Below are 24,625 nucleotides of genomic sequence, written 5' to 3' on the forward strand. Positions count from 1 at the left end.
TCCCATCCGATCCGCCGAGGGCTCCGAATCCCCATCAGACCGTCGCGGGAGAGCCGCGGCACCGATGGAGGGACACACCATGTCAGTTCTCAAGTCAAAGAAGACCACCACCCTCGCCGCCGGCCTCGCCGTGGGTGCGGCGTTCGCCGTCCCGCTGGCCGCCGGCCTCTCCACCCCGGCCTACGCCCACCCCGGCCACTCCCACGAGGCCGTCACGATTCGCCTCGACCCGCTGAAGGGCAGCAACGCCAGCGGCACCGCGGTCCTCACCCCCACCGCCGACGGCGGGCTCAAGGTGCAGATCAACGACCACGGCATGACCCCGGGCATGCCTCACGCCCAGCACATCCACGGTGACCTGTCGGGCAAGCACTTCACCTGCCCCGGCCCGGACGCCGACACCAACAACAACGGCTACATCAGCGTCGAGGAGGGTCTGCCCATGTACGGCGGCATCCACATCTCGCTGACCACCAAGGGCGACACCTCGCCCAAGAGCGGCCTCGCGGTCGACCGCATGCCGGTGGCCGACGCCCAGGGCAACCTGCGCTACACCCGCACGCTGACCGCAGCCGAACTGCCCGCCGGCACGCTCGAGCACCTGTCGATGCTGCACATCGTGCAGCACGGAGTCGACGCCAACGGCAACGACAAGTACGACATGGACGGGCTCGGCGAGTCGTCCTTCGCGAAGTCGCTGGGTGTATCCGGGATCCCCGAGGAGGCCACGGACGGTGCCACCTGCGGGATGCCCGTCCCCACGGGTGTGAACACCGGCGGTGAGGCTGGGGTCGGCGTCGAGCACCAGGGCCTGCTGGCCTTCGGTGGACTGCTGCTGGCCGGCGCCGGCACCACCGTCGCCCTCGGACGCCGCGCCTCGCGTTCCGCCAACCGCCAGTCCTGAGCCGGTGCCTCCGGGCCCCCGCTCCGCGCTGGAACACCACCCGAGCAGCACCCCAGAACGTCCGTCCTGAAAGGTCCAGAGCCATGACCCCACCCCGTCGTCGTCTCCTCGTCGGAACCCCCGCACGCTGGGCGGCGGCGGTGGCGGTCATGGCTCTGGCCGGGGTCACCGCAGTCGCGGTCGCCCTGACCGGTCAGGAGCCGGGGCCCCCGGCTCCGGTGGCCGCCGAGGGGCCGGTCGTCACTGCGTCGGCTCCCCCGACGTCGATGGGTCCGACCAGCTCAGGCCCAAGTTCTGGGGCGACCACCTTGCGTTCCGGCTCCACCACCGGGAGCAGTGCGCCCACGGTGGGGCCGTCCTCGTCTCCCCAGACTGCCCGGCTCACGGAGTCGATCCCCCAACGCCTCACCATCGGCAGCATCGGCGTCTCGTCGTCGCTGGTGTCACTGGGGCTCGACGGGGGCGCCATGCAGACCCCCGACAACCCCGACCTGGCGGGCTGGTTCACCGGGGCACACACCCCCGGGGGACCGGGCACGGCGGTGGTGGCGGGGCACGTGACCTGGAACCGTCGTCCGACCGTCTTCTACCGGCTGGGCGAGGTCAAGGTCGGCACGCAGGTGTCGGTCAGCCGCGCCGACGGCACCACCGCCACCTTCACCGTGCGCAGGATCGGCACCTTTCCCAAGAACAGCTTCCCCGCCCAGGAGGTGTATTCGGCCGACCCCACGCCACGGCTCATCCTGATCACGTGTGGTGGACAGTACGATCGGTCGCAGCACACGTACGACTCCAATGTGATCGTGTGGGCCGACCTCACCTCGTCGACATGACGGGAGGAGAAGGCCAAGCCACGACCCAAGGATCCGATCGGATCCGGACCACGCGAACACACCAAGGCGGTGACAGTGCCGGGAGCCGATTCGCACCACGAGTCCACGCCGAGCGGTGATTCGGCGGTGCTTCGCGACCTGGTGCAGCGGTCGAGCAGTGGCAACGAGGCGGCCTTCGCGGAGTTGTACGACCTCACCAGTTCGCGGCTCTACGGCTTGGTGCTGCGGGTGCTGCGCGGCCCCGACCTGGCGGCTGAGGTGGTGCAGGAGGTCTACCTGGAGATCTGGCGCCGGGCGGCCGAATATCGAGACGAATCGGGATCTGTGATGGCCTGGATGTGCACGATCGCCCACCGGCGAGCCGTCGACCGGGTGCGGTCGGTGCAGAAGCAGACCGATCGCGACCAGCGCTGGCACCGCCTCAGCGATTCCGACGAGGTGGACGAGGTGTGGTCGGACGTCGAGCGCAATCTCGACGTCGAGCGGGTGCGCAAGGGCTTGGAGCAACTGCCCGAGGGCCAACGCGAAGCCCTCACCCTGGCCTACTACCGGGGGTACAGCCAGACCCAGATCGCCACCGCCCTCGACCTACCCTTGGGGACGACGAAGAGCAGAATCCGCGACGGCCTGATCCGACTACGGGACACCTTGGGGGTGCAGACATGACCGACATCCATTCCTGGGTCGGCGCCTATGTCGTCGACGCCCTCGAACCCGAGGAGCACGCCCAGTTCGAGGACCACTTGCTCGGCTGCGAGTCGTGCCGCCGTGAGGTGGGCGAGTTCCGCGAGAGCCTGGCGACGATGGCGGACGCGGTGGCGACCGCTCCCCCGCCCGACCTGCGGGCGTCCGTGCTGGCGGGCATCTCGGGCGTGCCGAACACGGCGACTCCCGGCATCGACCAGCAGTCATCGCCGGCGGTGCGCCACGGTGAGTCGGGTGCGACGGTGACGCCCATCGGACGCCGCCGGTCGTCCGCGAGGCTGGCCTGGCTGGTGGCCGCGGCGGCCATGGTCGCAAGCATCCTGCTGGGCACCGGAGTGGTCGTCCAGCAGCAACAACACCAGTCACAACTGGAACGGACGCAGGCCAGCGAGCGCGATCTGACGCTGCTGCTTGCCGCGGACGATGTACGGGTGCACCGCACCCAACTCAGCGACGGTTCCCCGCTGACCTACGTGGTCTCGGGAGAACTGGGCAAGGGCGTGCTCGTCGCGTCCGGTCTGCCGGCCCCCAAGCAGGGGCGCGCCTGGCAGATCTGGACGATGCACGACGGCACCCCGAAGTCGGCCGGGCTGGTTGGCTCCGGCGGCCGGACGCAGGTGTGGATTGAGGGGATTCCCGGCGCACAGGCGATCGCCGTCACGGACGAGCCAGCCAGCGGTTCGGAACAACCGACCACCACGCCTCAGGCGCTGGCGAAACTCTGACGGTCCTGGGGGGGACCGGTCCGGGGGGACCTGTGCTGTGGGGTGATCGTTCCTGGGGGGGAGCGGTTGGGGGGCTGTGCTGTGGGAGGGACCGGTCCTGCGGGACCGGTCCCTGAAGGCTTTACGGGCTGCCACCCCATAGCCGCGCCCGACCTCGTCCACTACGACGCAACGTCGTAGATTCACCCCCATGGCCCAGCTCACCGCACCCCCCGAGCGTCTGCACCCGGCGGCCCCTCCGCGGCGCCACCTCGACTTCGACCAGGCGCCGTTCATCGCGATCTGGGAGACGACGCAGGCCTGCGACCTGGCCTGCAAGCACTGCCGCGCCATGGCCCAACCGCTGCGCCACCCCCTCGAACTGACGACGGACGAGGCCAAGGCCATGATGCGCCGTCTGCGGGAGTTCGGGCAGATCGTCTTCGTGTTCTCGGGAGGCGACTGCTTCAAGCGTCCCGACATCGTCGAGTTGGTCGGCTACGGGGCCGAGCTGGGCATGCGGATGGGCATCACGCCGGCCACCACCGCCATCGCCACCCCGGAGCTGCTCCGCGAACTCAAGGACGTCGGTCTCACCCGACTGGCGGTCTCCCTCGACGGGTCGAACGCCGGTCTGCACGACGAGTTCCGCCGCGTCGACGGGTCGTTCGATCACGGCCTGAGGTTGCTGCGACAAGCACAGGAGGTCGGTCTGACCACCCAGGTGAACACGGTCATCCGCAAGGCCAACATCGCCGACATGGACGCCATGACCGAGCTGATGACCACCTTGGGAGTGGTCTTCTGGGAGGTCTTCTTCCTGGTGCCGATGGGACGAGCCAAGGCCGATGACGTCGCCTCGGCCGAGGAGTTCGAGCAGGTCTTCAACCAGCTCTACGACCTCAGCAAGACAGCCCCCTTCGACATCAAGGCCACCGCCGCCCCGCAGTACTCGCGGGTGGTGATGCAGCGCAAGCGCGCCGAGGTGCGAGCCGGTGCCGACGAGGACGTGCGTGAGGTGATGACCCGCGGCATGCACTACTCCCAGTCCGACGGCATCGGACGCGCCCGCAACGTCAACGACGGCGACGGGTTCATCTTCATCAGCCACACCGGGGACGTGTACCCGTCCGGTTTCCTGCCCGTGAAGGCAGGCAACATCCGGGAGGACGACATCATCGACATCTACCGCACGTCACCGATCTTCCGTGAGCTGCGTGACCGCACCCTGCTCAAGGGCAAGTGCGGGGTCTGCGGGTTCCGCGACGCCTGCGGTGGCTCCCGTGCCCGGGCCTACGCGATGACCGGGGACCACCTCGCCGAGGAACCCTTCTGCGCCCACGTGCCACCCCAGCTGCGTGAGGGCGTCCATCAGGCAAACCGGCACCCCGCCGCAGGTCCAGCGACCCGCTGACGCGCGAGCGGGCGGTGCGACGATCCCCCGACGTCGCACCGCCCTGGCCCCCCGCGCTGGAACTCAGACGGGAAGTCTCTCCGACTCGCAGGCCGCCGCCCCGTACGAGCCGAGGTAGTGCACCACGACGTGGCTGGTGTCGTTGTCGAAGTCGTTGGCGTAGTCGACCCCGAACTGCCCGGAGTCACCGACCTCGGTCTTCACGGTGAACGACTTGCCGCCGTTCGACACCACCTCGATCAGCACCACTCCACCGCTGGTCACCCCGGACTTGTCGTCGACGTGGACCACCTGCCCGGTGGTGTAGTGCACCCCCACCCGACCCGGCACCACCCTCGTCTCGCGGCCGGCGTCGACGCGCATGCCTACCCCACCGGTCAGGGTGAGCCCACCGCAGTCCGACTCGAACGGGCGCGCCGCCCAGCCCGAGATGCTGACCCGGTTGGGCTCCTTGTAGAGCCGCCCCGGCGTCCGCTCCTGCTGGTGGTCGTTCCCGCCCTGGGTCCACCAGTCCGGGTGGCCCCACAGCGCCTCGTCCCAGACCTTGATGGGAGCCTGGCCGTTGGCCGGCACCTGCACCCACGTGTGGTCGATGAAGATGCGGTGCTGCGGGTGGGTCTGCTGCACCCGGGCGAAGACCCTCGTGCTGTCCGAGAACGGATTGGCCAGCAGCACCTCCGCGCCCACCCTCGACGACGGCGAGGCCGACGACGAGACGAACCGCGTGTAGTTCGACCTGGCCTCGTTGTTGAAGATGTTGTTGTCGACGATGGCCAGGTTGCCCGGGTCCTGGTAGAGCCGGATGCGCACGATCACGCAGTAGTGGCGTCCGTCCGCCGCGGCCGGTGCCCACGGTGCGGTGAACTCCACGACGGCGTTGGGTCCGATGTCGCGGGTGTCGGATCCCAGCGGCACCCACGGGCCGTCCCCGGTCGTGTACTCGGTGACGAAGAAGTCGACCACGACGCCGCGTGCCAGCAGGTCACCGGAATTGCGCACCTTCGCCACCACCGTGTTGTCGTGACCCAGCCACGGCACGTTGAACTGGGCCGGGTCGGCGGCGGTCTTGGCGTTGCGCACCTCGATGTCGGGGCTCTGCCAGTCGGGGTCACCGGTCCACGGACGAATCCCGGGTTCAGGTTTGCCGTTGGAGCCGTAGGAGACCTTGACCACCGCATTGTCCACATCGGTCGAGACCACCTCGACCTTGAGGTCCATCTGGGTGCCGGGGTCCTTCTCCTCGAGGTCGGCACCGTTGCCCAGCAGCGGTCCGTCACCGTCGAGGTCCTTGCGCACGAACACGATCGGCGGACGGGCCATCGGCGCCGTGAAGCTGTCGGAGGTGACGTCGGTGATCACCACCCGACGGTCGGTGAGCAGGGCGTCCGAATCGGCGCCGGCCTGGATGGCCCGGTACTCGACGTAGTAGTTCCACCCGTCGCCCAACCTGATCTCGATGGCACGCACCCGTCCCGCGGGAGGTGCCCCCAACTCGGCTGCGTGCAGGGTGACGTTCTCGGCGACCGCGCTCGAGCCCTGGAAGTTGTACAGCTTGAGGTGCCCCGGGTCGACCCAGCCCATCCGCATCTTGTTCGAGATGGTGTAGTGCGGCAGGTGGTTGCGGGAGCCGGCCATCATGTCCCAGTCGCTGGTGAGGCGACCGTCGATGTCGGCGGAGTACTCCGGGAAGGAGTACAGGTCGGGCAGCCCCAGGGTGTGCCCGAGTTCGTGCGATAGGGTGCTGTGCATGTGTCGTCCGTCATGGGCCGCGAAGTCGAGCGGCACGTAGGCGAACGCCAGGTCGCGCATGTCAGTGGTGACATTGGTGCCGCACAGCAGGGTGGCGTGGTCGTTGGCGTGCGGCCACACGAATCGCGCGGGCGGGCCTCCGGCGGCGTCCGGCGAGGCGACCACCACGATCAGCACGTCGACGGCGAACAGGTGGGCCCGCGTGATGACGCCGTCGGTGATGCCGCGGGTGACGATCGACTGCAGGGTGGTGCCGATCGAGGTGAACCGATTGTCGGTGACCACACCGGCCGAGTTCGTGGTCTGCACGAAGTAACTGCCCCAGGCGTTCGGCAGGTTGATGGGGCCGTAGGTCTGCGAGTTGTGCACTCCCAGCGTCATGCCCACGGCACCGCCGAAGTTGGAGTTCTCCTCGTAGTAGTCACGCGCCGAGCGGGTGGCGGTGCCGGTGGCGAACCCGGTGCTGACGTGCTGCAGGATGCTCGTCCGGTTGTCGGCCAGCGCCGGGTCGGTGGTCGGCCATCGTCCGCTGGAGGTGTCGACCATCAGCACCAGTGAGCGCCACGTGCCGGTGTGGGGACGGGTGTTGATGTTCTGGGGAGTACCCGGGCCACCACCCCAACCGGAGTCACCGCCGAAACTGCTGGCGATGTTGACGAACCCGGCCGGTCCGTGGTCGGCGTGCTCCCAGAGATCGGTGATCTCGAACTCGGCGTGGGCGAGTTCGGTGCCGGTGGCGATCTCGATCATCACCACCTTGTGCACGCCCAGCGCGCCACCGACCACCAGCAGCGGGGTCGGCTCGGCGGCGCCGTCCTGTCGGGTGTGCGAGACGATTCCCGCGTCGGGTCCGTCCGGCACCTCGAAGCGCACCTCGTGCGGGGTCAACCCACTGGTGCCCAGGTCGAAGTCGAGCTTCACCCACGAGCCCACGAAGATGGGTTCGGACGGAGCCACGATGGTGGGGTCGGCCTTCAGGTCGGCGAGCGCGTCGACGGCGGCGATCACCTCGGTGGTGACCACCCACCAGCCGCCACCACTGCGTCCCTGCACCTCGAGCAGCGTGCCCGGGAGCGTGGCGGAGGTGAAGCGTTCCACCGTGCCGGTCGCGGGGGTGACGGTACTGATCTCGGACGAGGCCGGGTGCGTCACCGCGACCACGGAGCCGTCCTCCGAGACGCCCAGCCGTCCGACGCGCGGCAGCCCGGTGGCGATCGGGGTCAGTGTGGCTCCCGCCAGGGTGCTGACCTGACCGCCACCGATCACCAGCGGGTTCGTGGCGACGTAGGTGACACCCGACGACTGGGCCACTCCCACCACTCCGGCGAACCCGAGATTGCTGGTGGTGGCGTTGTCGAGGTCGACCTGGGTGAGGGTGCCGCGTCCGCGCAGCCGGAAGTTGAGCCAGCCCGGGTCGAGCGGGCCGAAGTGTCCCCAGCCCGGTCGTCCCCATCCCGGCCTGCCCCACGGGCCGGGCACCGGCGGACGAAGGGGTGGTCGCAGCGGCACCGCCGTGGTCGGGGTGACGACCAGGGCGGCTCGTCCCAGGGGGCTGAGCACCAGCTGGTCGTAGCCGTCACGGGTGTCGACCACGGTCTGGTCACCCGACGCCGGGTCATCGGGGTCGAGCCTGAACACGACACCGTCGGCCCTCGATCCGTACAGGTGGTCGCCGAGCGCGAGCCCGGTGGCCGGTCCGGAGAGGGCGACCGCGGGGGCGTGGTTGCCGCCGAAGTCGACGGTGCTGAGGGTGTTGTCTGCTTGGGCGACCCAGATCAGGCCGCGATGGTTGTCGACCGCTGTGGCACTGATGCCGGGAAGGGTCGCGACGATGGTGAGCATGAGCTTCTCCTGACACGTTGGTGGCGCTTGGAGGGGAGGAGCACGGGGGGTCGCCCGTGATACACGCCGAAGGGGCGTGTGCCGTGCTCGTGGCGGGGACGTGGGCGAGTCTTGGGTGGTGACCCAAGGTGGGCACACGACGTGAGGTGAGCCATGTCCGAGGACGATGCGAGGGCTGCCCTGGCCCAGAGCTGGTCAGGCGAGAGGTTTTCGATCGAGCGACCCGGTCAGGGTTGGCGCAAGGAGTGCTGGGTCGCGCGCTCCGCCGAGCGCAGCCTGTTCGTGGCGTTCGACGTCCCCGTCGCTCCCCTGAGACGGTTGGCGGAGCTGGGGGTGACACCACGCATCACTGCGCATGGGCAGATCGTAGGCCGCTCGTGGCTGGCCCAGGAGTGGATCGACGGACATTCCCCGGACCGCGCCTGGTTGGGTCACCACGTCGATCAGCTGGGAACCCTGTACGGACTCGTCCATGGTGACGCCGTGTTGCGGGAAATCGTTGCTGACAACGGCTTTGGCGGACGACGCGCGACCGCAGCCTCGGAGGCCGCTCAACTGCGGGCTCGCCTCGCGAGACGCAGCGAACCGTGGCTCAACACCGAGGAGGTGGTGTCGTCCACGGCCCTCTTCCTCGACCGGGCGGCGCAGCTGGTGGACGGTCCACTGGTGCCGACCCATGACGAACCCAACACCTCGAACATGCTCGTGCGCGACGACCGTCTGTGGCTGCTCGACTGGGACGACATCGTGCTGGCGGACGCCTGCCTCGACGCCGGACCGCTGCTGTGGTGGTACCTGCCCGAACAGCAGTGGGGGGAGGTCCTGGCGGCGATGGGGATCGAGTTCGATGAGCAGTGCCGGACGAAGCTCTACTGGTACGCGGCGCGGATCTCGCTTTCCGTTGCCCTGTGGTTGGCGGAACAGGGGATCGCGGAGAAGGAGACCGTTCAACAGGAGGTGGGCGAACCGGCAGGCGACCCCGATCACGGTTTCCTCGCGGACTTCCGAGCTGCGGTCAGGGGTGAGCCGAACCCCCGGGGTGGGAACTGAGGACTCGCAGCGGTCTTCGGGAGTTGTCCACAGCGCCTGTGGACGAATGCCCCCAGTCTGTGGACAGTACCCAGACCGTCTCAGGAGCCGGGCCTGACGGGCATGTCGACCGTGGGAGGTTCGATCGACGCCTTTCGTCCGTCGAAGGTCACCCGCCCCAGCCACAACTGGCGCCCCACGGTCTCGTCGCCCACCGATCCCGGCGGCCAGGCGTGATAGGCCGTCCACCACTGGTCGCCCACCTTGAACAACTGGTTGTGACCAGGGCCCGCGGCGACGTCGTTGGACGTCAGCAGGGGTTCGGGGTCCTTGGTGAACGGCCCGGTCGGCTTGTCGGAGACGGCGTGCCCGACCCCGTACTTGTCGCTCCAGAAGCCGTTGCCGGAATAGAAGAGGTGGTAGACACCGTCGACCTTCACGACCGCTGGTCCCTCCACCAGCGGACCCTCCCAGACCTGGTCCTGCTTGAACAGCCTCGTGGGTGTGCCGACCACGTGCAGCCCGTCCTTCGACAGCGCCTGCACCTTCATCCAGGTGTCGGCGCTGATCGCGTTGCCGTCGTTCTTCCAGTAGAGCCAGGCGCTGCCGTCGTCGTCGATGAACGGCGAGGCGTCTATCGATCCGCCCTCAGTGGTCTCGCAGATGATCGGCGCCGTCGACACGTCGGTGTACGGGCCGGCAAGGGTGGCCGACGAGGCGACCGACAGGCACTGCAGCGCGGGATCGGGTGACTTGGTCGTGTAGTAGAGCCGGTAGCCACCACCGGGCCAGGCGATGATCTCGGGGGCCCACACCTTGCCCGAGGACGACCACTCGGCCACCCGCGGCAGGGCATCGTCCCCCTGCTCCCAGCTGACGAGGTCGGGGCTGGTGATGGTCTGCACGTTCATGCCCGCCCCGTTGGTGGCGATGGCCAGCCAGTGGTCGCCGTCGCGGAGCACCTGCGGGTCGGGGAAGTTGAACGCGTGGACGGGGTTGGTGAATCCCATGGTGGCCTCCCGGCTCGGTGCGGTGGTCGCCGGTGGTGGCGGTTCGGTGATGGTGGCGCCCCCCGATGGCGACCCGCATGCTGCCAGCACGAGGCAGGCCGCCAGTGCGATCGCTCGCGCGGCCAGCCCGCGCGACACCGGCATGAGGTTCTGGAACATGGGTGCTCCTCGGGAGCTGAGGCGCAGCGCTGCAATGCTGGGGCCACTGTGCAATGCGCCGGGGTCACCTGTCAGCGGATCGGCCGAGATCGGGCGCCGGCCACCGGAACTGCCGAACCGGGTGAAAGGTCGCGTGCGCCCACCGCCGCGACCCGGAACCGGCTCCCTCTTCACCCCCATCGGGTGTGAAGCACTCGATCAGAAGGTTCACGGTCAGAAGGCTAAAGTCAGCACCATGGCGGCTCGATTGAGGGACGTGGCCGAGCTGGCCGGCGTCTCGGTGAAGACGGTGTCGAACGTCGTCAACAACCAGCCCCACATCCGTGCGGCCACCCGCGAGCGGGTCGAGGCCGCCATCGCCGAACTGGGCTATCGTCCCAACCTGTCGGCCCGGCAGTTGAAGAACGGACGATCCGGTTTCCTCGCGCTCGTGGTGCCCGAGATCCAGTCGCCCTACTTCGCCGACCTCGGCGCCAAGTTCAGCGCTGCCGCCAGTGAACGCGGGTTCTTCACCCTCTTCGAGACCACCCACGGGTCGCTGAACTCAGAGGAGACCATTTTGCGCGGGCTCCCCCGGCTCGCCGTCGACGGCATCGTCTTCTCACCCCTGGTGGTCGACGCGGCCACCATCGAGGAGCGCGCCACCCAGACACCGATGGCCCTGCTCGGTGAGCGGGCCGTGCCTGCGGGGGTGCCGCTGGTCAGCGTCGACTCGGTGCGGGCGTCCCGAGCCATGACCGACCACTTGATCGGGTTGGGACGCCGCCGGATCGCCGCCATCGGGCGCGAGGTGCTCGACCCGCAGGGACAGGCCACCTCGTCGGTTCGCCTGCGTGGCTACTCGCAGGCGCTGACCGAGGCGGGGCTGCCGCTCGTCGACAGCCTCGTGGTCGGTGTCAGCGAGTACTCCCGGCGCGACGGCTACCGGGCCATGCAGCAACTGCTCGCCATGGACGAACCCCCCGACGCCGTCTTCTGCTTCAACGACCTGATGGCGATGGGCGCCATCCGAGCCTGCCATGAGCATGGCCGCCGCATCCCCGAGGACATCGCCATCGCCGGGTTCGACAACATCCCCGAGGGACGATTCTCCGTGCCCACCCTGACCACGATCGCCCCCGACATGGACGCCCTGGTGGCGGCGGTGCTGGACGAACTCATCCCTCGCATCAACGGCACCGTCGCGCGCGACCACGGCGCTCGGGTGCACGTCCCCTGGAGCCTCGAGGAGCGCGAGTCGACCGTCGGTGCGGCGGCCCGGACCGGGTCCGGCGACTGATCCGATCAATCTCCGTGCCGTGTGAACCGACGGCTGCCAGGCCGGCTCAGCCGACGGGGAGGCGCTCCCGGCAGACGGCGAGGTCGGCGATCAGGTCGTCCACACCATTGGGCCACGCGCACTCGAGTGAGAAGCGTCCCTGGTAGCCGGCCGCGACCAGGGCGTCGGACACTTCGAACACCGCGTCGGCGTCGCGGTGCACCGGCAGCCGGTCGTGCCCCGACAGGTGCACGTGTCCGATGCGTCCGACCTGGGCGACGGCATGCGGGGAGGTCAGACCCTCGCTGAACAGGTGGTACGTGTCGCACACCATCCGGTTGCCGAGTCCGTGCTCGTCGAGGTACTCGGCGGTCTCGCCGAGGTTGTTGAAGACGTTCGACTCGGACTTCCGCAGCGGCTCGAGGAGCACCTCGAACCCGACGGCGGCGAACCGCTGGGTGGCCTCGCCCACCACCTCTGCCAGCCGGGCCAGCCCCACCTCACGCTCGACGTGGGCCGGGATCGTCCGGCTGGCACCACTGCCCAGCACGACCCAGCCTCCGTCGCTGACCGCCGCCAAGGATTCAGCGACGCGGTCGAGGTGCTGGGTGATGTGCTCCAGGGGGGTCGCAGGATCGGCCAGGGCCAGGTCGCCGGGAAAGAGCACCGCCGCACCCTTCACCGGCAACCCGCCCAGCCCGTGGGTGGCGCGCGGGAGCACCACGGTCCGTCCATTCTCGGATCCGACGAAACGACCCATCAGGCAGGGCTCGACGAAATCGGCGTCGAGGGTGTCGGGCAGAACCATGGACGGGTTGATCACGCAACCGAGTGAAGCCATGAAACGATTCAATCAGGTGGCCCGGCTCACCCGGGAGGTGTTCAGCGCGAAAGATGGCCCGAAGCCGACTCGATCGTTCCCGCCTCGTGGCGCACCACCACCTGGCTGACCGTCACCGGGTCGAACTGGTGCAACCGTCGGACGCCGACCGTGCCGCCGTGCGCGAGTTCACGCCCCTCCGCGGCGAGGACGGCCCGCTGGGTGACCCCCTGAGTGGCCGCGACCCCGTCCCCCGCCCAGACGCGGTGCTCGAAGATCTGCTGGCCATCCTCAAGTTGTTCGTGCAACCAGAGGGCGTCGATGGTGACCGGTGACGCGAAGGTCAGCATCGTTCCTCCGTCGACCGGGGTGACGGTCGCATCGAAGCGATCGGCGAACCGCCGCTGGAGTGCATCGGTCCACTCCTGCACCCGGGTGACGTCCTCGTCGGGGATCAGCCCGCGGTCGTCCGGCGGAAGGTTGAGCAGCAGACCCGCCCCGAGCCCCAACGAACGATCGTGGATGTACATCAGGTCGGCCAGCGACCTGGGTCGTTCGTCGGCGTGCCAGAACCAGCCCGGACGGATCGACACGTCGCACTCCGGTGGCAGGTAGACGTCGGCGTTGAGGTCGAGGGCGGCGTCGGTGTAGTTCGACAGGGCCGTTCCGCGGGCGACGTAGACGACCGGGTCGGCGGCGACCCCGTCCTCGTTGCCCACCCAGCGGATGGTGGGCCGGCCCATGTTGAACACCATCGCGTTCGGCTGCAGGTCGTCGACCACGGCCATGATCCGGGCCCAGTCGTAGGTGTGCCCGTCGGACCCGGCCCCGTCGAACCAGATCTCGTGCAGGTCTCCGTAGCCCGAGAGCAGTTCGGTGAGTTGGGCCAGGTAGAACTCGTCGTAGGCCGCCTCGTCGCCGTAGCAGTCGGCGTTGCGGTCCCACGGCGACAGGTAGAGCCCGTACGCCAGCCCGTGCCGGTCGCAGGCCGCGCGCACCTCGGCCACCAGGTTGCCCTCGCCCCCGCGCCACGGCGAGTTCTTCACCGAGTACTCGGTGGTGCGGGTGGGCCACAGGCAGAAGCCGTCGTGGTGCTTGGCGGTCAGCACGACGTACCGGGCACCGGCGAGCTTGGCCGTGCGCACCCATTGGTCGGCGTCCAGCGCGGTCGGGTTGAACGAGGCAGCCGGCAGGGTGCCGTCGCTCCACTCGAGGTCGTGGAAGGTGTTGAGTCCGACGTGGATGAACACGCCCATGCCGTCGCGCTGCCAGGCGAGTTGCTGGGGGGTCGGCCGCTGTTGGGGGGTCGGCCGTTGCTCGATGGGCCGCTGGGGCAGGGGCTGGAGGTTCGCAGGAGGCACGGGTTCCATCCTACGAAGCACCCGCGTGACCGGTCCACCGGTCAGGGAAACGGACGAGGCCCCTGCGCAGGTCCACCGCTGCTCGCGGCAGACTGCTGCCATGGAGCCAGCCGCAACCCTCGACGTCGCCGCCCGTTCGGCCCGCTTCGCCGAGCAGGAGACCACACGCCACTCCGCCGTCTACACCGCCTGGGCCCTGGGACTGAGCTCCGACCCCGAGACCTGCGCCCTGATCTCGACCCGGCCGCCGCGCGAGCGCCAGCCCAACCTGGTGTTCGCAGCCGCGCGTTTCGTCGACCCCGCACTGGTGCCCACCGACCAGACCGAGCCACGCCCCGACGAGTACGGACGATTCCGTGACAGCCTGCACGCGCACTGGGCGGAGGTCGTCGCGGTGATGGCGAATCACCACACCCAGACCAACGAGGCAGCCAGGGCTGCGGTCCTGCTGCCGGCTGTGGACAAGGTCGTCCAGAACTGTGGAAAACCCGTCGCGCTGATCGAGTTCGGCGCCTCGGCGGGGCTGGTCCTCAACCCTGAACAGTTCCGAATCCACTACGTGAATCGCGCAGGGCAACCGTTGGCCACGCTCAGCCACGACCGCGTGCCCACTCCGGTCGGTGAGGTCACCGTCCGCTGCCTGGGGTCCACAGCTTGTCCCCAGGGTTTTCCACAGATCGGATGGCGGCTGGGGGTCGACATCAACCCGTTGCAGCCGTTCAATCCCGACGACGTGCACTGGCTGCGCACCCTGATCTGGCCCGGCCAGGTGGATCGGCTGGCCCGGCTGGACGCCGCCCTCGAGGCCTTCCGACGCAATCCGGTGCGCGTCCTGCCCCGTGACATCACCCGCCCGGGCGTGCTGGACGAGGTGCTCAGGCTCGTCCCCCGCGACGTCGAACCGGTGATCGTGCACTCGGCCGTGCTCGCCTACCTCGAGGAGGACGAGCGTGCCGCGTTCGCCGACCGCATGCTGGCGGCCGTCGCCGAGCACCGTTGCCACTGGATCTCGAACGAGGGACAGCAGGTGGTACCCCAGATCGCCGACGCCTTCACCACCGAGTTCCGCGAGGGTCTGCGCAAGGGAGCTTTCGTGATCGCCCTCGACGGCGTGCCCCAATACCAAGGGGATGGACACGCTGGCTGGATACTGTGACCGCGTCACATGACGTCATCGCCGCTTGTGTCCGCCACGAGGGTTGGCTGTTAGGCTCACAGCGCCCGCACGACGTGGTCGGGCGCCGCAGCACCAGCTGTCCCGTCCTTGGAGGTCTCACCCCATGCGCCTTGGTCTCGTCCCGCTCGAACTCGGACTCAGCACCGGAAACCTGACCATCGTCGTCGTGATCGCTGCACTGGCGGCCGTGGCCATCGGCATGTCGCTGAAGTTCCGCGCCGAGGTGCTGCGCGCCGACGAGGGCACCGTGGGCATGCAGACCATCGCCAAGGCCGTGCAGGAGGGTGCCGCCGCCTATCTCGGTCGCCAGTTCCGCACGCTCGGGTGGTTCGCGGCCCTTGCCTTCCTGGCCCTGCTGGCGCTGCCGGCCCACGGTGACGGGAACCCGTGGCTGCTGCGCATTGCCCGCTCGATCGCCTTCGTCGTCGGTGCCTCGTTCTCTGCCCTGATCGGCTGGCTCGGCATGTGGCTGGCCGTCCGCGCCAATGTCCGAGTGGCCGCCGCGGCGCGCAGCCAGGGCCGCAACCCGGCCATGAAGATCGCCTTCCGCACCGGCGCGGCCGTCGGAATGGCCACCATCGGGTTCGGACTGCTGGGTGCGGCGCTGGTGGTGCTCATCTTCCGCAATGACGCCCCGACCATCCTCGAGGGATTCGGCTTCGGCGCCGCCATGCTCGCCATGTTCATGCGCGTCGGCGGTGGCATCTTCACCAAGGCCGCTGACGTCGGCGCCGACCTGGTCGGCAAGGTCGAGCAGCACATCCCCGAGGACGACCCCCGCAACGCCGCCACCATCGCCGACAACGTCGGCGACAACGTGGGCGACTGCGCCGGCATGGCGGCAGACCTGTTCGAGTCGTACGCGGTCACCCTGGTCGCCTCCCTCATCCTGGGGCGGGCCGCCTTCGGCGAGTACGGCCTCGTCTTCCCGCTGATCATCCCGGCCGTCGGAGTGATCACCGCGGTGGTCGGTGTCTACCTGACCCGTCCGAAGGTCGGTGAGAACGGTCTGCGGACGATCAACCGCGCGTTCTACCTGTCGGCCGGGATCTCGCTGGTGCTCTCTGCCATCGCCTCGTACGCCTACCTGCCCTCGACCTTCCAGGCCATGGGGGTCGACCACAGCGGTGGGTTGGACGACCCCCGACTGGTCGCCCTCGGCTCGGTCGCCGTCGGGATCGTGCTGGCCGCCATCATCCTGGCGCTCACCGGCTTCTACACCGGCACCGAGGACAAGCCAGTGCAGGACGTCGGGAACACCTCCGTCACCGGCGCGGCCACCGTCATCCTGTCGGGCATCGCGCTCGGGCTCGAGTCGAGTGTGTTCACCGCGGTGATCATCGCGTTCGCCGTCTTCGCCGCCTACCTGCTGGGCGGCGGCGGAGTGGTCGGACTCTTCGCGATCGCGCTGGCCGGTTGCGGCCTGCTCACCACCGTCGGCGTGATCGTCGCCATGGACACCTTCGGCCCGGTCTCCGACAACGCCCAGGGCATCGCCGAGATGTCGGGTGACGTCGACGGTGAGGGCGCGCAGATCCTCACCGAGCTCGACGCCGTCGGTAACACCACCAAGGCCATCACCAAGGGCATCGCCATCGCCACCGCGGTGCTGGCCGCGACCGCCCTGTTCGGATCGTTCACCGATGCCATCGCGAAGGCACTGGACGGCGCTGCCAGGTACCGGGAGTTCGAGCTGCAGTCCGTGGTGTTCTCCCCCGCCGTGCTGGTCGGGTTGATCATCGGCGCGTCGGTCGTCTTCCTGTTCAGCGGCCTGCTGATCCAGGCCGTCGGACGAGCCGCCGGTGCAGTGGTGTTCGAGGTGCGGCGCCAGTTCAAGGAGATCGTCGGCATCATGGACGGCTCGGGCCGTCCCGAGTACGGCAAGGTCGTCGACATCTGCACCCGCGACTCGCTGCGTGAACTGGCCACCCCCGGGATTCTGGCCATCGCCGCCCCTGTCGCCGTCGGGTTCGGGCTGGGAGCGCCGGCTCTGGCCGGGTACCTGGCCGGCGCCATCGCCTGCGGCACGCTGATGGCCGTCTTCCTGGCCAACTCCGGTGGCGCCTGGGACAACGCCAAGAAGTTGGTCGAGGACGGTCACCACGGTGGCAAGGGGTCCGATGCCCACGCCGCCACCGTGATCGGTGACACGGTCGGTGACCCGTTCAAGGACACCGCCGGACCCGCCATCAACCCGCTGATCAAGGTGATGAACCTGGTCGCGGTGCTGATCGCCCCGGCCACGGTCGCCATGTCAGACCTGAACGGCACCCCCAGCACCTGGCGTTACGTGATCGCCGTGCTGGCGGCCGTCATCGGCATCGGTGCCGTGGTGATCGCCTCGAAGCGGGGCACGGCGCTCAAGGGCACCGAGGAACCGCATCCGGGACTGGACGGGCTCCCCGGCAACCACGGCTGGGAGGCGGAGCACCAGTTGCCGCACCACGTCTCCCCGGTCGCTCCCAAGACCGACTGAGGCTCGTCCGCGTCTGCGTGTCCGGAGCGCGAGGGCGTGCGGGCAGACCCCCGGGTCAGATGACCTCGATGGTCGGGTAGTCGGGCATCCACATGTGCTGCAGCACGTCCTGCACCGGGTCGGTCAGCTCGACGGTGGCGATCCCCTCCTCGGCGGCCGCGGCGGCCACCTCGAGGGCGACCTTCGCCGAGACGGCCCGGAGGTTCGCCACGCTGGGCAGGATCGGTGAGCCCGGGGTGCGTCTGGTCACGGCGGACGCCGCCGCCCGGGCCGCGGCGGCGATCATGTGATCGGTGACCTTGGTCGCCCGCGACACCACCACCCCCAGCCCGAGCCCCGGGAACACCAGGGCGTTGTTGGCCTGCGCGATCTCATGCACCACGCCGTTGTGCTCGACGTCGCCGAACGGTGATCCGGTGGCGATCAGGGCGCGGCCGTTCGTCCACCTCAACAGGTCGACCGGTTGCGCCTCGGCCTTCGAGGTGGGGTTCGACAAGGGCATGATCACGGGCTGGTCGCAATGGGCGGCCATCGTGGTGACGACCTCCTGGGTGAACGCACCCGCCTGCGCCGACGTGCCGATCAACATGGTGGGCCGCACCGTCGTGACGACGTCGGCGAGGTCGAACTCGCCGGTTCCCGTCCACGCCGCGACCTCCGAGGCCGGACGAGCGAACCGTTCCTGGAAGTCCCGCAACTTGGTGCCCTCGCGCAGCAGTCCCCGTGACCCGAGCCCCCAGAACTTGGCGCGGGCCTCGTCGGGACTGGTCCCCTCCGAGACCATGATGTCGACCATCAGGTCAGCCACCCCGATGCCGGCGGTGCCGGCCCCGTGGATGACGATCCGGTGGTCCGACAGCTTCGTCCGGGAGCGACGGCAGGCCGCGAGGGCCGCGGCGACGACCACGGCGGCCGTGCCCTGGATGTCGTCGTTGAACGTGCACACCTGGTCGCGGTAGCGGGTCAGGATGCGGTGGGCGTTGTCGGCCGAGAAGTCCTCCCAGTGCAGCAGCGCCTTGGGGTACATGCGGGTGGCCGTCGTCACGAACTTCTCGATGAACTCGTCGTAACGTTCACCCCGGACGCGGCCGTGCCGCTCGCCCAGGTAGTTCTCGTCGGCCAGCAGGTCGAGGTTGTCGGTGCCCGTGTCGAGCACCACCGGCAGCACACGGTGCGGGTGGATGCCAGCGGCAGCGGTGTAGACGGCCAGTTTGCCGACGGTGATGGCCACCCCGCCGACACCCTGGTCGCCGATGCCCAGGATGCCCTCGGAGTCGGTGACCACGATCAGGTCGACGTCGTCGGCCCGGTGGCTCCAGGCGCCCAGGGACTCCTCGATGTCGTCGGGCTTGTCGATGCTGAGGAAGATGCCCTTGGGCTTGGAGTACCAGCGGCTGAACTCCTGGATGGCACGTCCCACCGTGGGGGTGTAGATGATCGGCAGCATCTCCTCGATGTGCTCGGCCAGCAGCCGGTAGTACAGCACCAGGTTGCGTTCCTGCAAGGCCTCGAGCATCAGGTACTTGCCGAGGTCGCCGGGTGCCATCTGGTACTGCTTGTACACCCGCCGCACCTGGGTCTCGATCGAACTGACCCGCGAGGGCAGCAGCCCGGTCAGCCCCAACTGGGAGCGCTCCTCGTAGGTGAACGCGGTGCCCCGGTTGATCATGGGAATGCCCAGCAGGCCTCGTCCTCGAGCCGCGATGCGCACCTTCTCACCGGTGGGGGTGCGCACCAGCAGGAAGTTGCGGGGAGTGGGCAGGTCGCCCGGTTCCTGGGTGTCGGGTGAATCGGGCGCGTCGGGTGAATCAGGCGCGTCGGGTGAATCAGGCGCGTCGGGTGAACCGCTGGGCGTCGGTGCCTCGTTCATGGCACGACCCTAGTCCCAGCGGAACGCTCCGGCACCACCGGGGGAGCAGGCCTCGTCCGACACGCAAACTCTCACCGTCGGCACAGACTCTCGCGTCAGACGCGTGCAGTGTGTCCCGGAATGAGAGTCTGCGGCGATGGGGCTCGATCACCAGTCGATGACGGCGGGGAAGAACTCCGCGAACAAGTCCTCGTAGTAGGGCTTGAGTGCCTTCGGATCAGGACGGACGTCCGTCTTCGTGTAGAGGTCGTACTTGTTGAACTCCAGCACCCAGCGCATCATCTCGCGGTCCTGCTCGTTGGTGAGGTGCTGATAGGCGCCCTCGCGGTGCCACGGGTAGAACGAGTGGAACCGCAGCATGTACTGCGCCTCGACCGGCAGGTACTTGCGGGCGACCCGGTAGATGTACTCGTCGTGACCCCAGGTCATCTGCACGTTCTCGAGACCGCAGCCCGGCTCGTAGATACCGGTCGGAGTCTGGAACTCCGGCTTGTTCGAGTCGGGGTTGTCGGCGAAGAACTCGCTGAACACGATCTTGTCGGAGAACGGGTGGCCCAGCACGTAGGTGTCGCCCACGACAGCCCACTGCGGTTCGCCCCACAGGCACAGGATCTTGCCGAGGTCATGGATCGCTCCGGTGGCCACGAACCAGCGCGGGTGACCATCGGCGCGGATCGCCTCGGAGGTCTGCAGCAGGTGCTCGATCTGGGTGGCATCCGTGTCGGGGTCGGAGTCGTCCACCAACTCGTTGAGGTACTCCATCGCCTCCCAGACGCCCATCCGCTTGTGGTTGAGGCCGCCGTACTGCTCGACCTTGCCACGCGCGAAGTCGTAGGTCTGGTTGATGTGGTTGAGGCGGTAGAACTCCCTCACCGAGGGGCGCACCTCGGCTGCGTAGTCACGGAACTTGTGCTCGCCGGCCGACTCCTGTGTGGGGTACCGGTCGTGCAGGTCGTCGTCCCATTCCTCCATGTCGGCCGAGAGTGGGCCCGTGCTGGTGGTGGTCATGCACCAACGCTAGGTCGGCCGCCCACCAGATGGAAGAAATCCCACACAATGGCGACCACTTCCGGTGAGCGCGGGCCGCATATGAGGGCGCCAGTCCGGACGCCGAGAGGAACCGATGTGCGCTCGACAAGCCCAAACGCGTCCTGCAGGTAGAATCGCCCGATGCAGAGGATCGTTGATGCAGTTCTGGCCGTGATGGCGGCCATCGGTGCACCGGGAGTCGGGGTCGCGACGGCGGCCGAGACGGTCTTCCCCCCGATCCCCTCGGAGGTGGTGCTGCCGCTCGCCGGTTTCGCAGCCAGTCAGGGCAAGTACGGACTGGTCGAAGCCATCCTGTGGGCCACCGCAGGGTCGATGGTCGGGGCACTCACCCTCTACTACCTGGGTCGGGCCTGGGGCGAGGAACGCCTCACCCGTGCCTTCGACCGACTACCGCTGGTCGAGGGCAGGGACGTGACCCGATCCGTCGACTGGTTCGCCAGGAACGGGCGCCGCGCGGTACTGGTCGGACGCCTGGTACCCGGGGTGCGCAGCCTCATCTCGATCCCCGCCGGCATCCAGCGGATGCCGCTGCTGCAGTTCTGCTTCTACACGCTGGTCGGCAGCGCGGTCTGGAACGCCCTGCTCGTCATCGCGGGATTCCTGCTGGGACAACGCTGGCACATCGTCGAGAACTACATGGGAGTCTTCTCGACCGTGGTCTACGTGGTGATCGCGCTGCTGATCGGGTGGTTCGTCGTGACCCGGCTGCGCCACCGTCGGCGCAGGGACCGGCGCGCCGACCACGAGGTCGTGAGGGCCGAGGAGTCCGCCGCTGTCGACTGAGCAGCCATGGCCGCGGAAGCGCCGGCCGGCAGCCTAGGATCGCTCACATGGCAACTCTCGTGCTCACCGTCATCGGCGACGACCGGGCCGGTCTGGTCAACGCCCTCGCCGACGTGGTGTCGAGCCACGGCGGCAACTGGTCACGCAGCCAACTGGCCGAACTGTCGGGCAAGTTCGCCGGCATCGTCGAGATCGAGGTGGACGACGCCCGCTCGTCCGAACTCGCCGAAGCACTGGCCCCGCTGCAGGGTCTGCTCGACGTGGCCGTCCACACGGGAAGCCCCGCACCCTCCGCGCCGCGCGAGGCCATCGGCTTCGAACTGGTCGGCAACGATCGTCCGGGTCTGGTGCAGGAAGTGACGGGTGTGCTGCGCGACCACCAGGTCTCCATCGACCGGTTCGAGTCCGCCATCGTCGATGCCCCGATGGCGGGGGGACGCCTCTTCCGCGCCACCGTCACCGCCCACGTCGACGACGCCGCCCACGCCGAGGCTGCGGTGGCGGCCCTGCAGAAGCTCGCCGGCGAACTGATGGTCGACCTCGACCTGCGCTGAGCGCTCGCTCACGCGCCCAGCCGCACCCACGCCCTCGACCTGGCCCGCAGCAGCAACCCGACCATCCTCGCCACCAGGAACCAGCCGAAGGCCAGCCACAGCGCGACGATGCCTCGGCTCCCGGTCATCGACTCGGCCCCGGCGTGCAACCACACCAGCACAGGCAGGTAGACGGCGAGCACGATCACCTGCAGCCACGCGAGCGCTCGTCCGTCACCGGCGCCGATCAGCACCCCGTCAAGCACGAAAACCACCCCCGCGACCGCTTGGTAGATGGCCAGTGTCAGCAACCCCGCCGCGATCCGCTCGCGCACCTGCGCATCGTTGGTGAACAGCCCCGGCAGCAGCCGGTGGGTCGCCGCCAGCAGGGCAGAGAGCCCGAGGCCGCCCCACACTCCCCACCAGGTCAGTCGCCTGGTCAACCGCACGGCACCCTCGGAATCACCCGCCCCCAGGGCCGTCCCCGTCAGGGCCTGGGCAGCGATCGCGAGCGCGTCCAGCATCAGCGCCAACATGCCGAACATGGTGAAGACGACCTGGTGGGCCGCGAGCGTCTGGTCACCGAAGCCTGCCGCCGCCCAGGTCGTGGCCAGCATCGCGACCCGCAGCGCCATGGTGCGGACGAGCAATGGCACCCCGCCGAGAGCCGCGCGCCAGACTCGTCCGAGATGGGGACGAAGCGTGGCCCTGGCCTCGATGGCCCGACGGACGACCACCGTCACCAGGGCCGCAGCCATGGCGTTCTGGGCGATGACGGTGCCCCACGCCGAGCCCGCGATGCCGAGACCGGCGACGAAGATGAGCAGGTAGTTGAGCACGATGTTGGCGCCGAAGCCGAACACGGCGGTGACCAGCGGGGTGCGGATGTCGAGGAACCCGCGCAGGGTGCCAGAACACGCGAGCACCGCCAACATCGCCGGGATGCCCAAGGTCGAGATGCGCAGGTAGGTGGTGGCGGCGGCCACGGCGTCGGGTCCTGCCCCGAACCATCCGCTGACGGTGGGGGCGAACACGGCGGTGGGTACCGCGACCAGCAGTCCGAGACCCAGGGCGAGCCAGAGACCGTCGAGGCCGGCGGCCAACGCCCGGTCGGGTCGTCCCGCGCCACGCTGCCGGGCCACGACCGCGGTGGTGGCGTAGGCCAGGAAGACGAAGATGCTGACCGCCGTCGACAGGGCGGCACCCGCGACTCCCAGCCCCGCGAGGGCGGGTGTGCCGAGGTGCCCGACCATGGCGGTGTCCGCGAGCAGGAACAGCGGTTCGGCGACCAGGGTGGCGAGCGCCGGAACGGCCAGCGACAGGATCTGGCGTGGGCTGCCGGTGGTCTCACTCACGGCGTCATTCAAGCAGTCCCCCGGCGTCGCCTGGGGACGACCGCCACCTGTGGATGCGCGCGTCACCGTCGCGGGGGCAGGTTCGCCACCCCTACTGTTGGCGCATGACTGACGCCACCAGGACTTGGGCCATCGTGTACAACCCGACCAAGTTCGACGACCTCGAGACCGTGCAGCAGCACCTCACTGAGGTTGCCGCCGACCTCAACTGGCCCGAACCGCTCTGGATCACCACCACCGAGGAGGATCCGGGGGCGTCCATGGCCCAGGAGGCGGTCGACAAGGGCGCGGAACTCGTCTGCGCGATGGGCGGGGACGGCACCGTCCGCCACGTCGCCGGAGTGCTCAGCGGCACCGCCGTCGTGCTCGGGCTGTTGCCCGCCGGCACCGGCAACCTGCTCGCCCGCAACCTGGGCCTGCCGGTGGACGACCTGGACCAGTGCCTCACCATCGCCCTCAGCGGCGACGACCACACCATGGACATCGGCTGGGCGACCTTCGGCGACTCGTCCAAGAAGGAACCCTTCGTCATCGCCGCCGGCATCGGGCTCGACGCCGACATCATGGCCGAGACGGACGAAGGTCTGAAGGCCAAGGTCGGCCGCGCCGCCTATGTCGCCAGCGGGGTGAAGGCGCTGGCCAAGCGTGGTTTCGAGGCGACCGTGACGGTGGATGGCACGAAGCGTCCTGCGACCCACTCGCGGATGGTGATGGTGTGCAACTCACCCTCCATCGGCGGCGGCATCGATCTCGCCGCCGACGGGGCCATTGACGACGGCGAGTTCGCCACCGTGATGGTCTCGCCCAAGGGAGTGTTCGGGTGGGCGTCCGTGGTCGCCGACATGATCACCGGTCACCGCAAGGGTCATGGACGAGTGCAGGAATGGGCCGGGACCGAGGTCGTGGTCGAGGTCTCCGAACCCACCCCTGCCGAGGTCGACGGTGACTCCATCGACGAGGTGACGCGGTTCGAGGCACGCATGAACGCCGGTTCGCTGGTGGTACGGGTGGCCGCACCGGAGGAGGAGCACTACCCCACCGACGAGATCATCGAGAACCAAGCGGACTGATCGGGTTGCCCGCGGTCCAGGGTTTCGAGACCCCGGGCTGCACCCCGCTCAGGCCTCCGCCTCAGCCTTGAGCTGGGCCAGACCCTTCTCCACGTCGGGGCCGATGATGGCGTCCATCGAGCGGATCTTCGACAGCACCCGCATCACGGTGCTCAGTTCACCCTGCATCGCCCACGTCACCTTCGTACCACCCTGCACCGGGACGAAGCTGAAGCGCACCGTCGAGGTCGCCGGGAACGGCTTGAGGAAGGCCAGATCGATGGCGATGGCCTCGTCGGTGACATTGGTGATCTTCATGCGTCCCGTGCCGGCCTGGGTGTTTCCTGACCACTCATACTCGGCCCCGGTTCCGCTCGCCGGCCCGCGGTAGGTGCGTTCCAAGGAGGGGTCGAGATCTTCCCACGGTGACCAGGTGGCCCAGTGCTGGAAGTCGTTGACCAGTGCGTGCACCCGCGCCACATCGGCCGCAATGATGATCGATCGCGCCACCGCCCAAGGCTTTCCCATGGGTCCGATTGTTCCA

20 protein-coding genes are annotated in these 24,625 nt (G+C 68.8%); 12 read left to right on the forward strand and 8 right to left on the reverse strand.

Features of this window, described 5'->3' with window-relative positions:
- Positions 1-79 precede the first annotated feature (79 nt).
- The 5 genes from QQZ11_RS04955 (at position 80) to QQZ11_RS04975 (ending at position 4,560) form a co-directional block, all read left to right on the forward strand.
- Positions 80-904, forward strand: a complete 825-nt coding sequence (locus tag QQZ11_RS04955; protein ID WP_284549032.1) for a hypothetical protein — start codon at positions 80-82, stop codon at positions 902-904.
- An 83-nt stretch (positions 905-987) separates the two neighbouring features.
- Positions 988-1,737: a class F sortase gene (locus QQZ11_RS04960; RefSeq protein ID WP_284549034.1), complete on the forward strand. Its 750-nt coding sequence runs from the start codon at positions 988-990 to the stop codon at positions 1,735-1,737.
- Between the two features lie 75 nt (positions 1,738-1,812).
- Positions 1,813-2,403: an ECF RNA polymerase sigma factor SigK gene (sigK, locus tag QQZ11_RS04965; RefSeq protein WP_284549036.1), complete on the forward strand. Its 591-nt coding sequence runs from the start codon at positions 1,813-1,815 to the stop codon at positions 2,401-2,403.
- Positions 2,400-3,167: an anti-sigma factor gene (locus QQZ11_RS04970; RefSeq protein WP_284549037.1), complete on the forward strand. Its 768-nt coding sequence runs from the start codon at positions 2,400-2,402 to the stop codon at positions 3,165-3,167. The genes sigK and QQZ11_RS04970 overlap by 4 nt, the downstream gene beginning before the upstream one ends.
- Before the next feature lie 190 nt (positions 3,168-3,357).
- Positions 3,358-4,560 (forward strand): TIGR04053 family radical SAM/SPASM domain-containing protein, encoded by a 1,203-nt coding sequence (locus QQZ11_RS04975; protein WP_284549039.1) that lies wholly within the window; start codon positions 3,358-3,360, stop codon positions 4,558-4,560.
- Positions 4,561-4,623: 63 nt separating this feature from the next.
- Here QQZ11_RS04975 and QQZ11_RS04980 read toward each other — a convergent pair whose 3' ends face one another.
- The gene (locus tag QQZ11_RS04980) at positions 4,624-8,151 is read right to left on the reverse strand and encodes a hypothetical protein (protein ID WP_284549040.1); all 3,528 of its coding nucleotides are present in this window, start codon (positions 8,149-8,151) and stop codon (positions 4,624-4,626) included.
- A gap of 153 nt (positions 8,152-8,304) precedes the next feature.
- On the opposite strand from QQZ11_RS04980, the gene QQZ11_RS04985 reads away from it, so the two are divergent.
- Positions 8,305-9,201, forward strand: coding sequence for an aminoglycoside phosphotransferase family protein (locus QQZ11_RS04985; protein WP_284549042.1), 897 nt, complete (start codon positions 8,305-8,307; stop codon positions 9,199-9,201).
- Positions 9,202-9,281: 80 nt separating this feature from the next.
- Here the strand turns inward: QQZ11_RS04985 and QQZ11_RS04990 are convergent, their stop codons facing one another.
- On the reverse strand, positions 9,282-10,349 hold the full coding sequence (locus QQZ11_RS04990; RefSeq protein WP_284549043.1) for a glycoside hydrolase family 43 protein: 1,068 nt from the start codon (positions 10,347-10,349) through the stop codon (positions 9,282-9,284).
- 235 nt (positions 10,350-10,584) lie between these two features.
- Here QQZ11_RS04990 and QQZ11_RS04995 point away from each other — a divergent pair, with 235 nt between their 5' ends.
- The gene (locus tag QQZ11_RS04995) at positions 10,585-11,628 is read left to right on the forward strand and encodes a LacI family DNA-binding transcriptional regulator (RefSeq protein WP_022908967.1); all 1,044 of its coding nucleotides are present in this window, start codon (positions 10,585-10,587) and stop codon (positions 11,626-11,628) included.
- 46 nt (positions 11,629-11,674) lie between these two features.
- Here the strand turns inward: QQZ11_RS04995 and QQZ11_RS05000 are convergent, their stop codons facing one another.
- Both QQZ11_RS05000 and QQZ11_RS05005 read right to left on the reverse strand, forming a co-directional pair.
- Complete coding sequence (locus QQZ11_RS05000) at positions 11,675-12,448, reverse strand: sugar phosphate isomerase/epimerase family protein (RefSeq protein WP_284549045.1); 774 nt, start codon at positions 12,446-12,448, stop codon at positions 11,675-11,677.
- A gap of 41 nt (positions 12,449-12,489) precedes the next feature.
- Entirely contained in the window at positions 12,490-13,788 is a 1,299-nt protein-coding gene (locus QQZ11_RS05005) for an alpha-L-fucosidase (protein WP_284549047.1), read from the reverse strand.
- 100 nt (positions 13,789-13,888) lie between these two features.
- Between QQZ11_RS05005 and QQZ11_RS05010 the strand changes: the two genes are divergently transcribed.
- Together QQZ11_RS05010 and QQZ11_RS05015 are read left to right on the forward strand one after the other, a co-directional pair.
- Positions 13,889-14,944 carry a DUF2332 domain-containing protein gene (locus QQZ11_RS05010; RefSeq protein ID WP_284549048.1) on the forward strand — a complete coding sequence of 352 codons (1,056 nt, stop codon included), beginning with the start codon at positions 13,889-13,891 and terminating at the stop codon, positions 14,942-14,944.
- Positions 14,945-15,068: 124 nt separating this feature from the next.
- Positions 15,069-17,441: a sodium-translocating pyrophosphatase gene (locus QQZ11_RS05015; RefSeq protein ID WP_284549049.1), complete on the forward strand. Its 2,373-nt coding sequence runs from the start codon at positions 15,069-15,071 to the stop codon at positions 17,439-17,441.
- 55 nt (positions 17,442-17,496) lie between these two features.
- On the opposite strand, the gene maeA is transcribed toward QQZ11_RS05015, so the two are convergent.
- Positions 17,497-19,311 carry an NAD-dependent malic enzyme gene (gene maeA / locus QQZ11_RS05020; protein WP_284549050.1) on the reverse strand — a complete coding sequence of 605 codons (1,815 nt, stop codon included), beginning with the start codon at positions 19,309-19,311 and terminating at the stop codon, positions 17,497-17,499.
- Positions 19,312-19,458: 147 nt separating this feature from the next.
- Positions 19,459-20,319, reverse strand: a complete 861-nt coding sequence (locus tag QQZ11_RS05025; protein WP_022908961.1) for an inositol oxygenase family protein — start codon at positions 20,317-20,319, stop codon at positions 19,459-19,461.
- A 162-nt stretch (positions 20,320-20,481) separates the two neighbouring features.
- Here QQZ11_RS05025 and QQZ11_RS05030 point away from each other — a divergent pair, with 162 nt between their 5' ends.
- Both QQZ11_RS05030 and QQZ11_RS05035 read left to right on the forward strand, forming a co-directional pair.
- Entirely contained in the window at positions 20,482-21,144 is a 663-nt protein-coding gene (locus tag QQZ11_RS05030; protein WP_284549052.1) for a DedA family protein, read from the forward strand.
- 47 nt (positions 21,145-21,191) lie between these two features.
- Entirely contained in the window at positions 21,192-21,698 is a 507-nt protein-coding gene (locus QQZ11_RS05035; RefSeq protein ID WP_284549053.1) for a glycine cleavage system protein R, read from the forward strand.
- Positions 21,699-21,706: 8 nt separating this feature from the next.
- Here QQZ11_RS05035 and QQZ11_RS05040 read toward each other — a convergent pair whose 3' ends face one another.
- Positions 21,707-23,032 (reverse strand): MATE family efflux transporter, encoded by a 1,326-nt coding sequence (locus tag QQZ11_RS05040; RefSeq protein WP_284549054.1) that lies wholly within the window; start codon positions 23,030-23,032, stop codon positions 21,707-21,709.
- 104 nt (positions 23,033-23,136) lie between these two features.
- On the opposite strand from QQZ11_RS05040, the gene QQZ11_RS05045 reads away from it, so the two are divergent.
- Complete coding sequence (locus QQZ11_RS05045) at positions 23,137-24,102, forward strand: diacylglycerol/lipid kinase family protein (RefSeq protein WP_284549055.1); 966 nt, start codon at positions 23,137-23,139, stop codon at positions 24,100-24,102.
- 48 nt (positions 24,103-24,150) lie between these two features.
- Here the strand turns inward: QQZ11_RS05045 and QQZ11_RS05050 are convergent, their stop codons facing one another.
- Positions 24,151-24,609, reverse strand: a complete 459-nt coding sequence (locus QQZ11_RS05050) for an SRPBCC family protein (RefSeq protein WP_284549057.1) — start codon at positions 24,607-24,609, stop codon at positions 24,151-24,153.
- Positions 24,610-24,625: the final 16 nt, after the last annotated feature.

Origin of the sequence: Aestuariimicrobium sp. T2.26MG-19.2B (genome assembly GCF_950101875.1) — a bacterium.
GTDB classification, from domain to species: Bacteria; Actinomycetota; Actinomycetes; order Propionibacteriales; family Propionibacteriaceae; genus Aestuariimicrobium; species Aestuariimicrobium kwangyangense.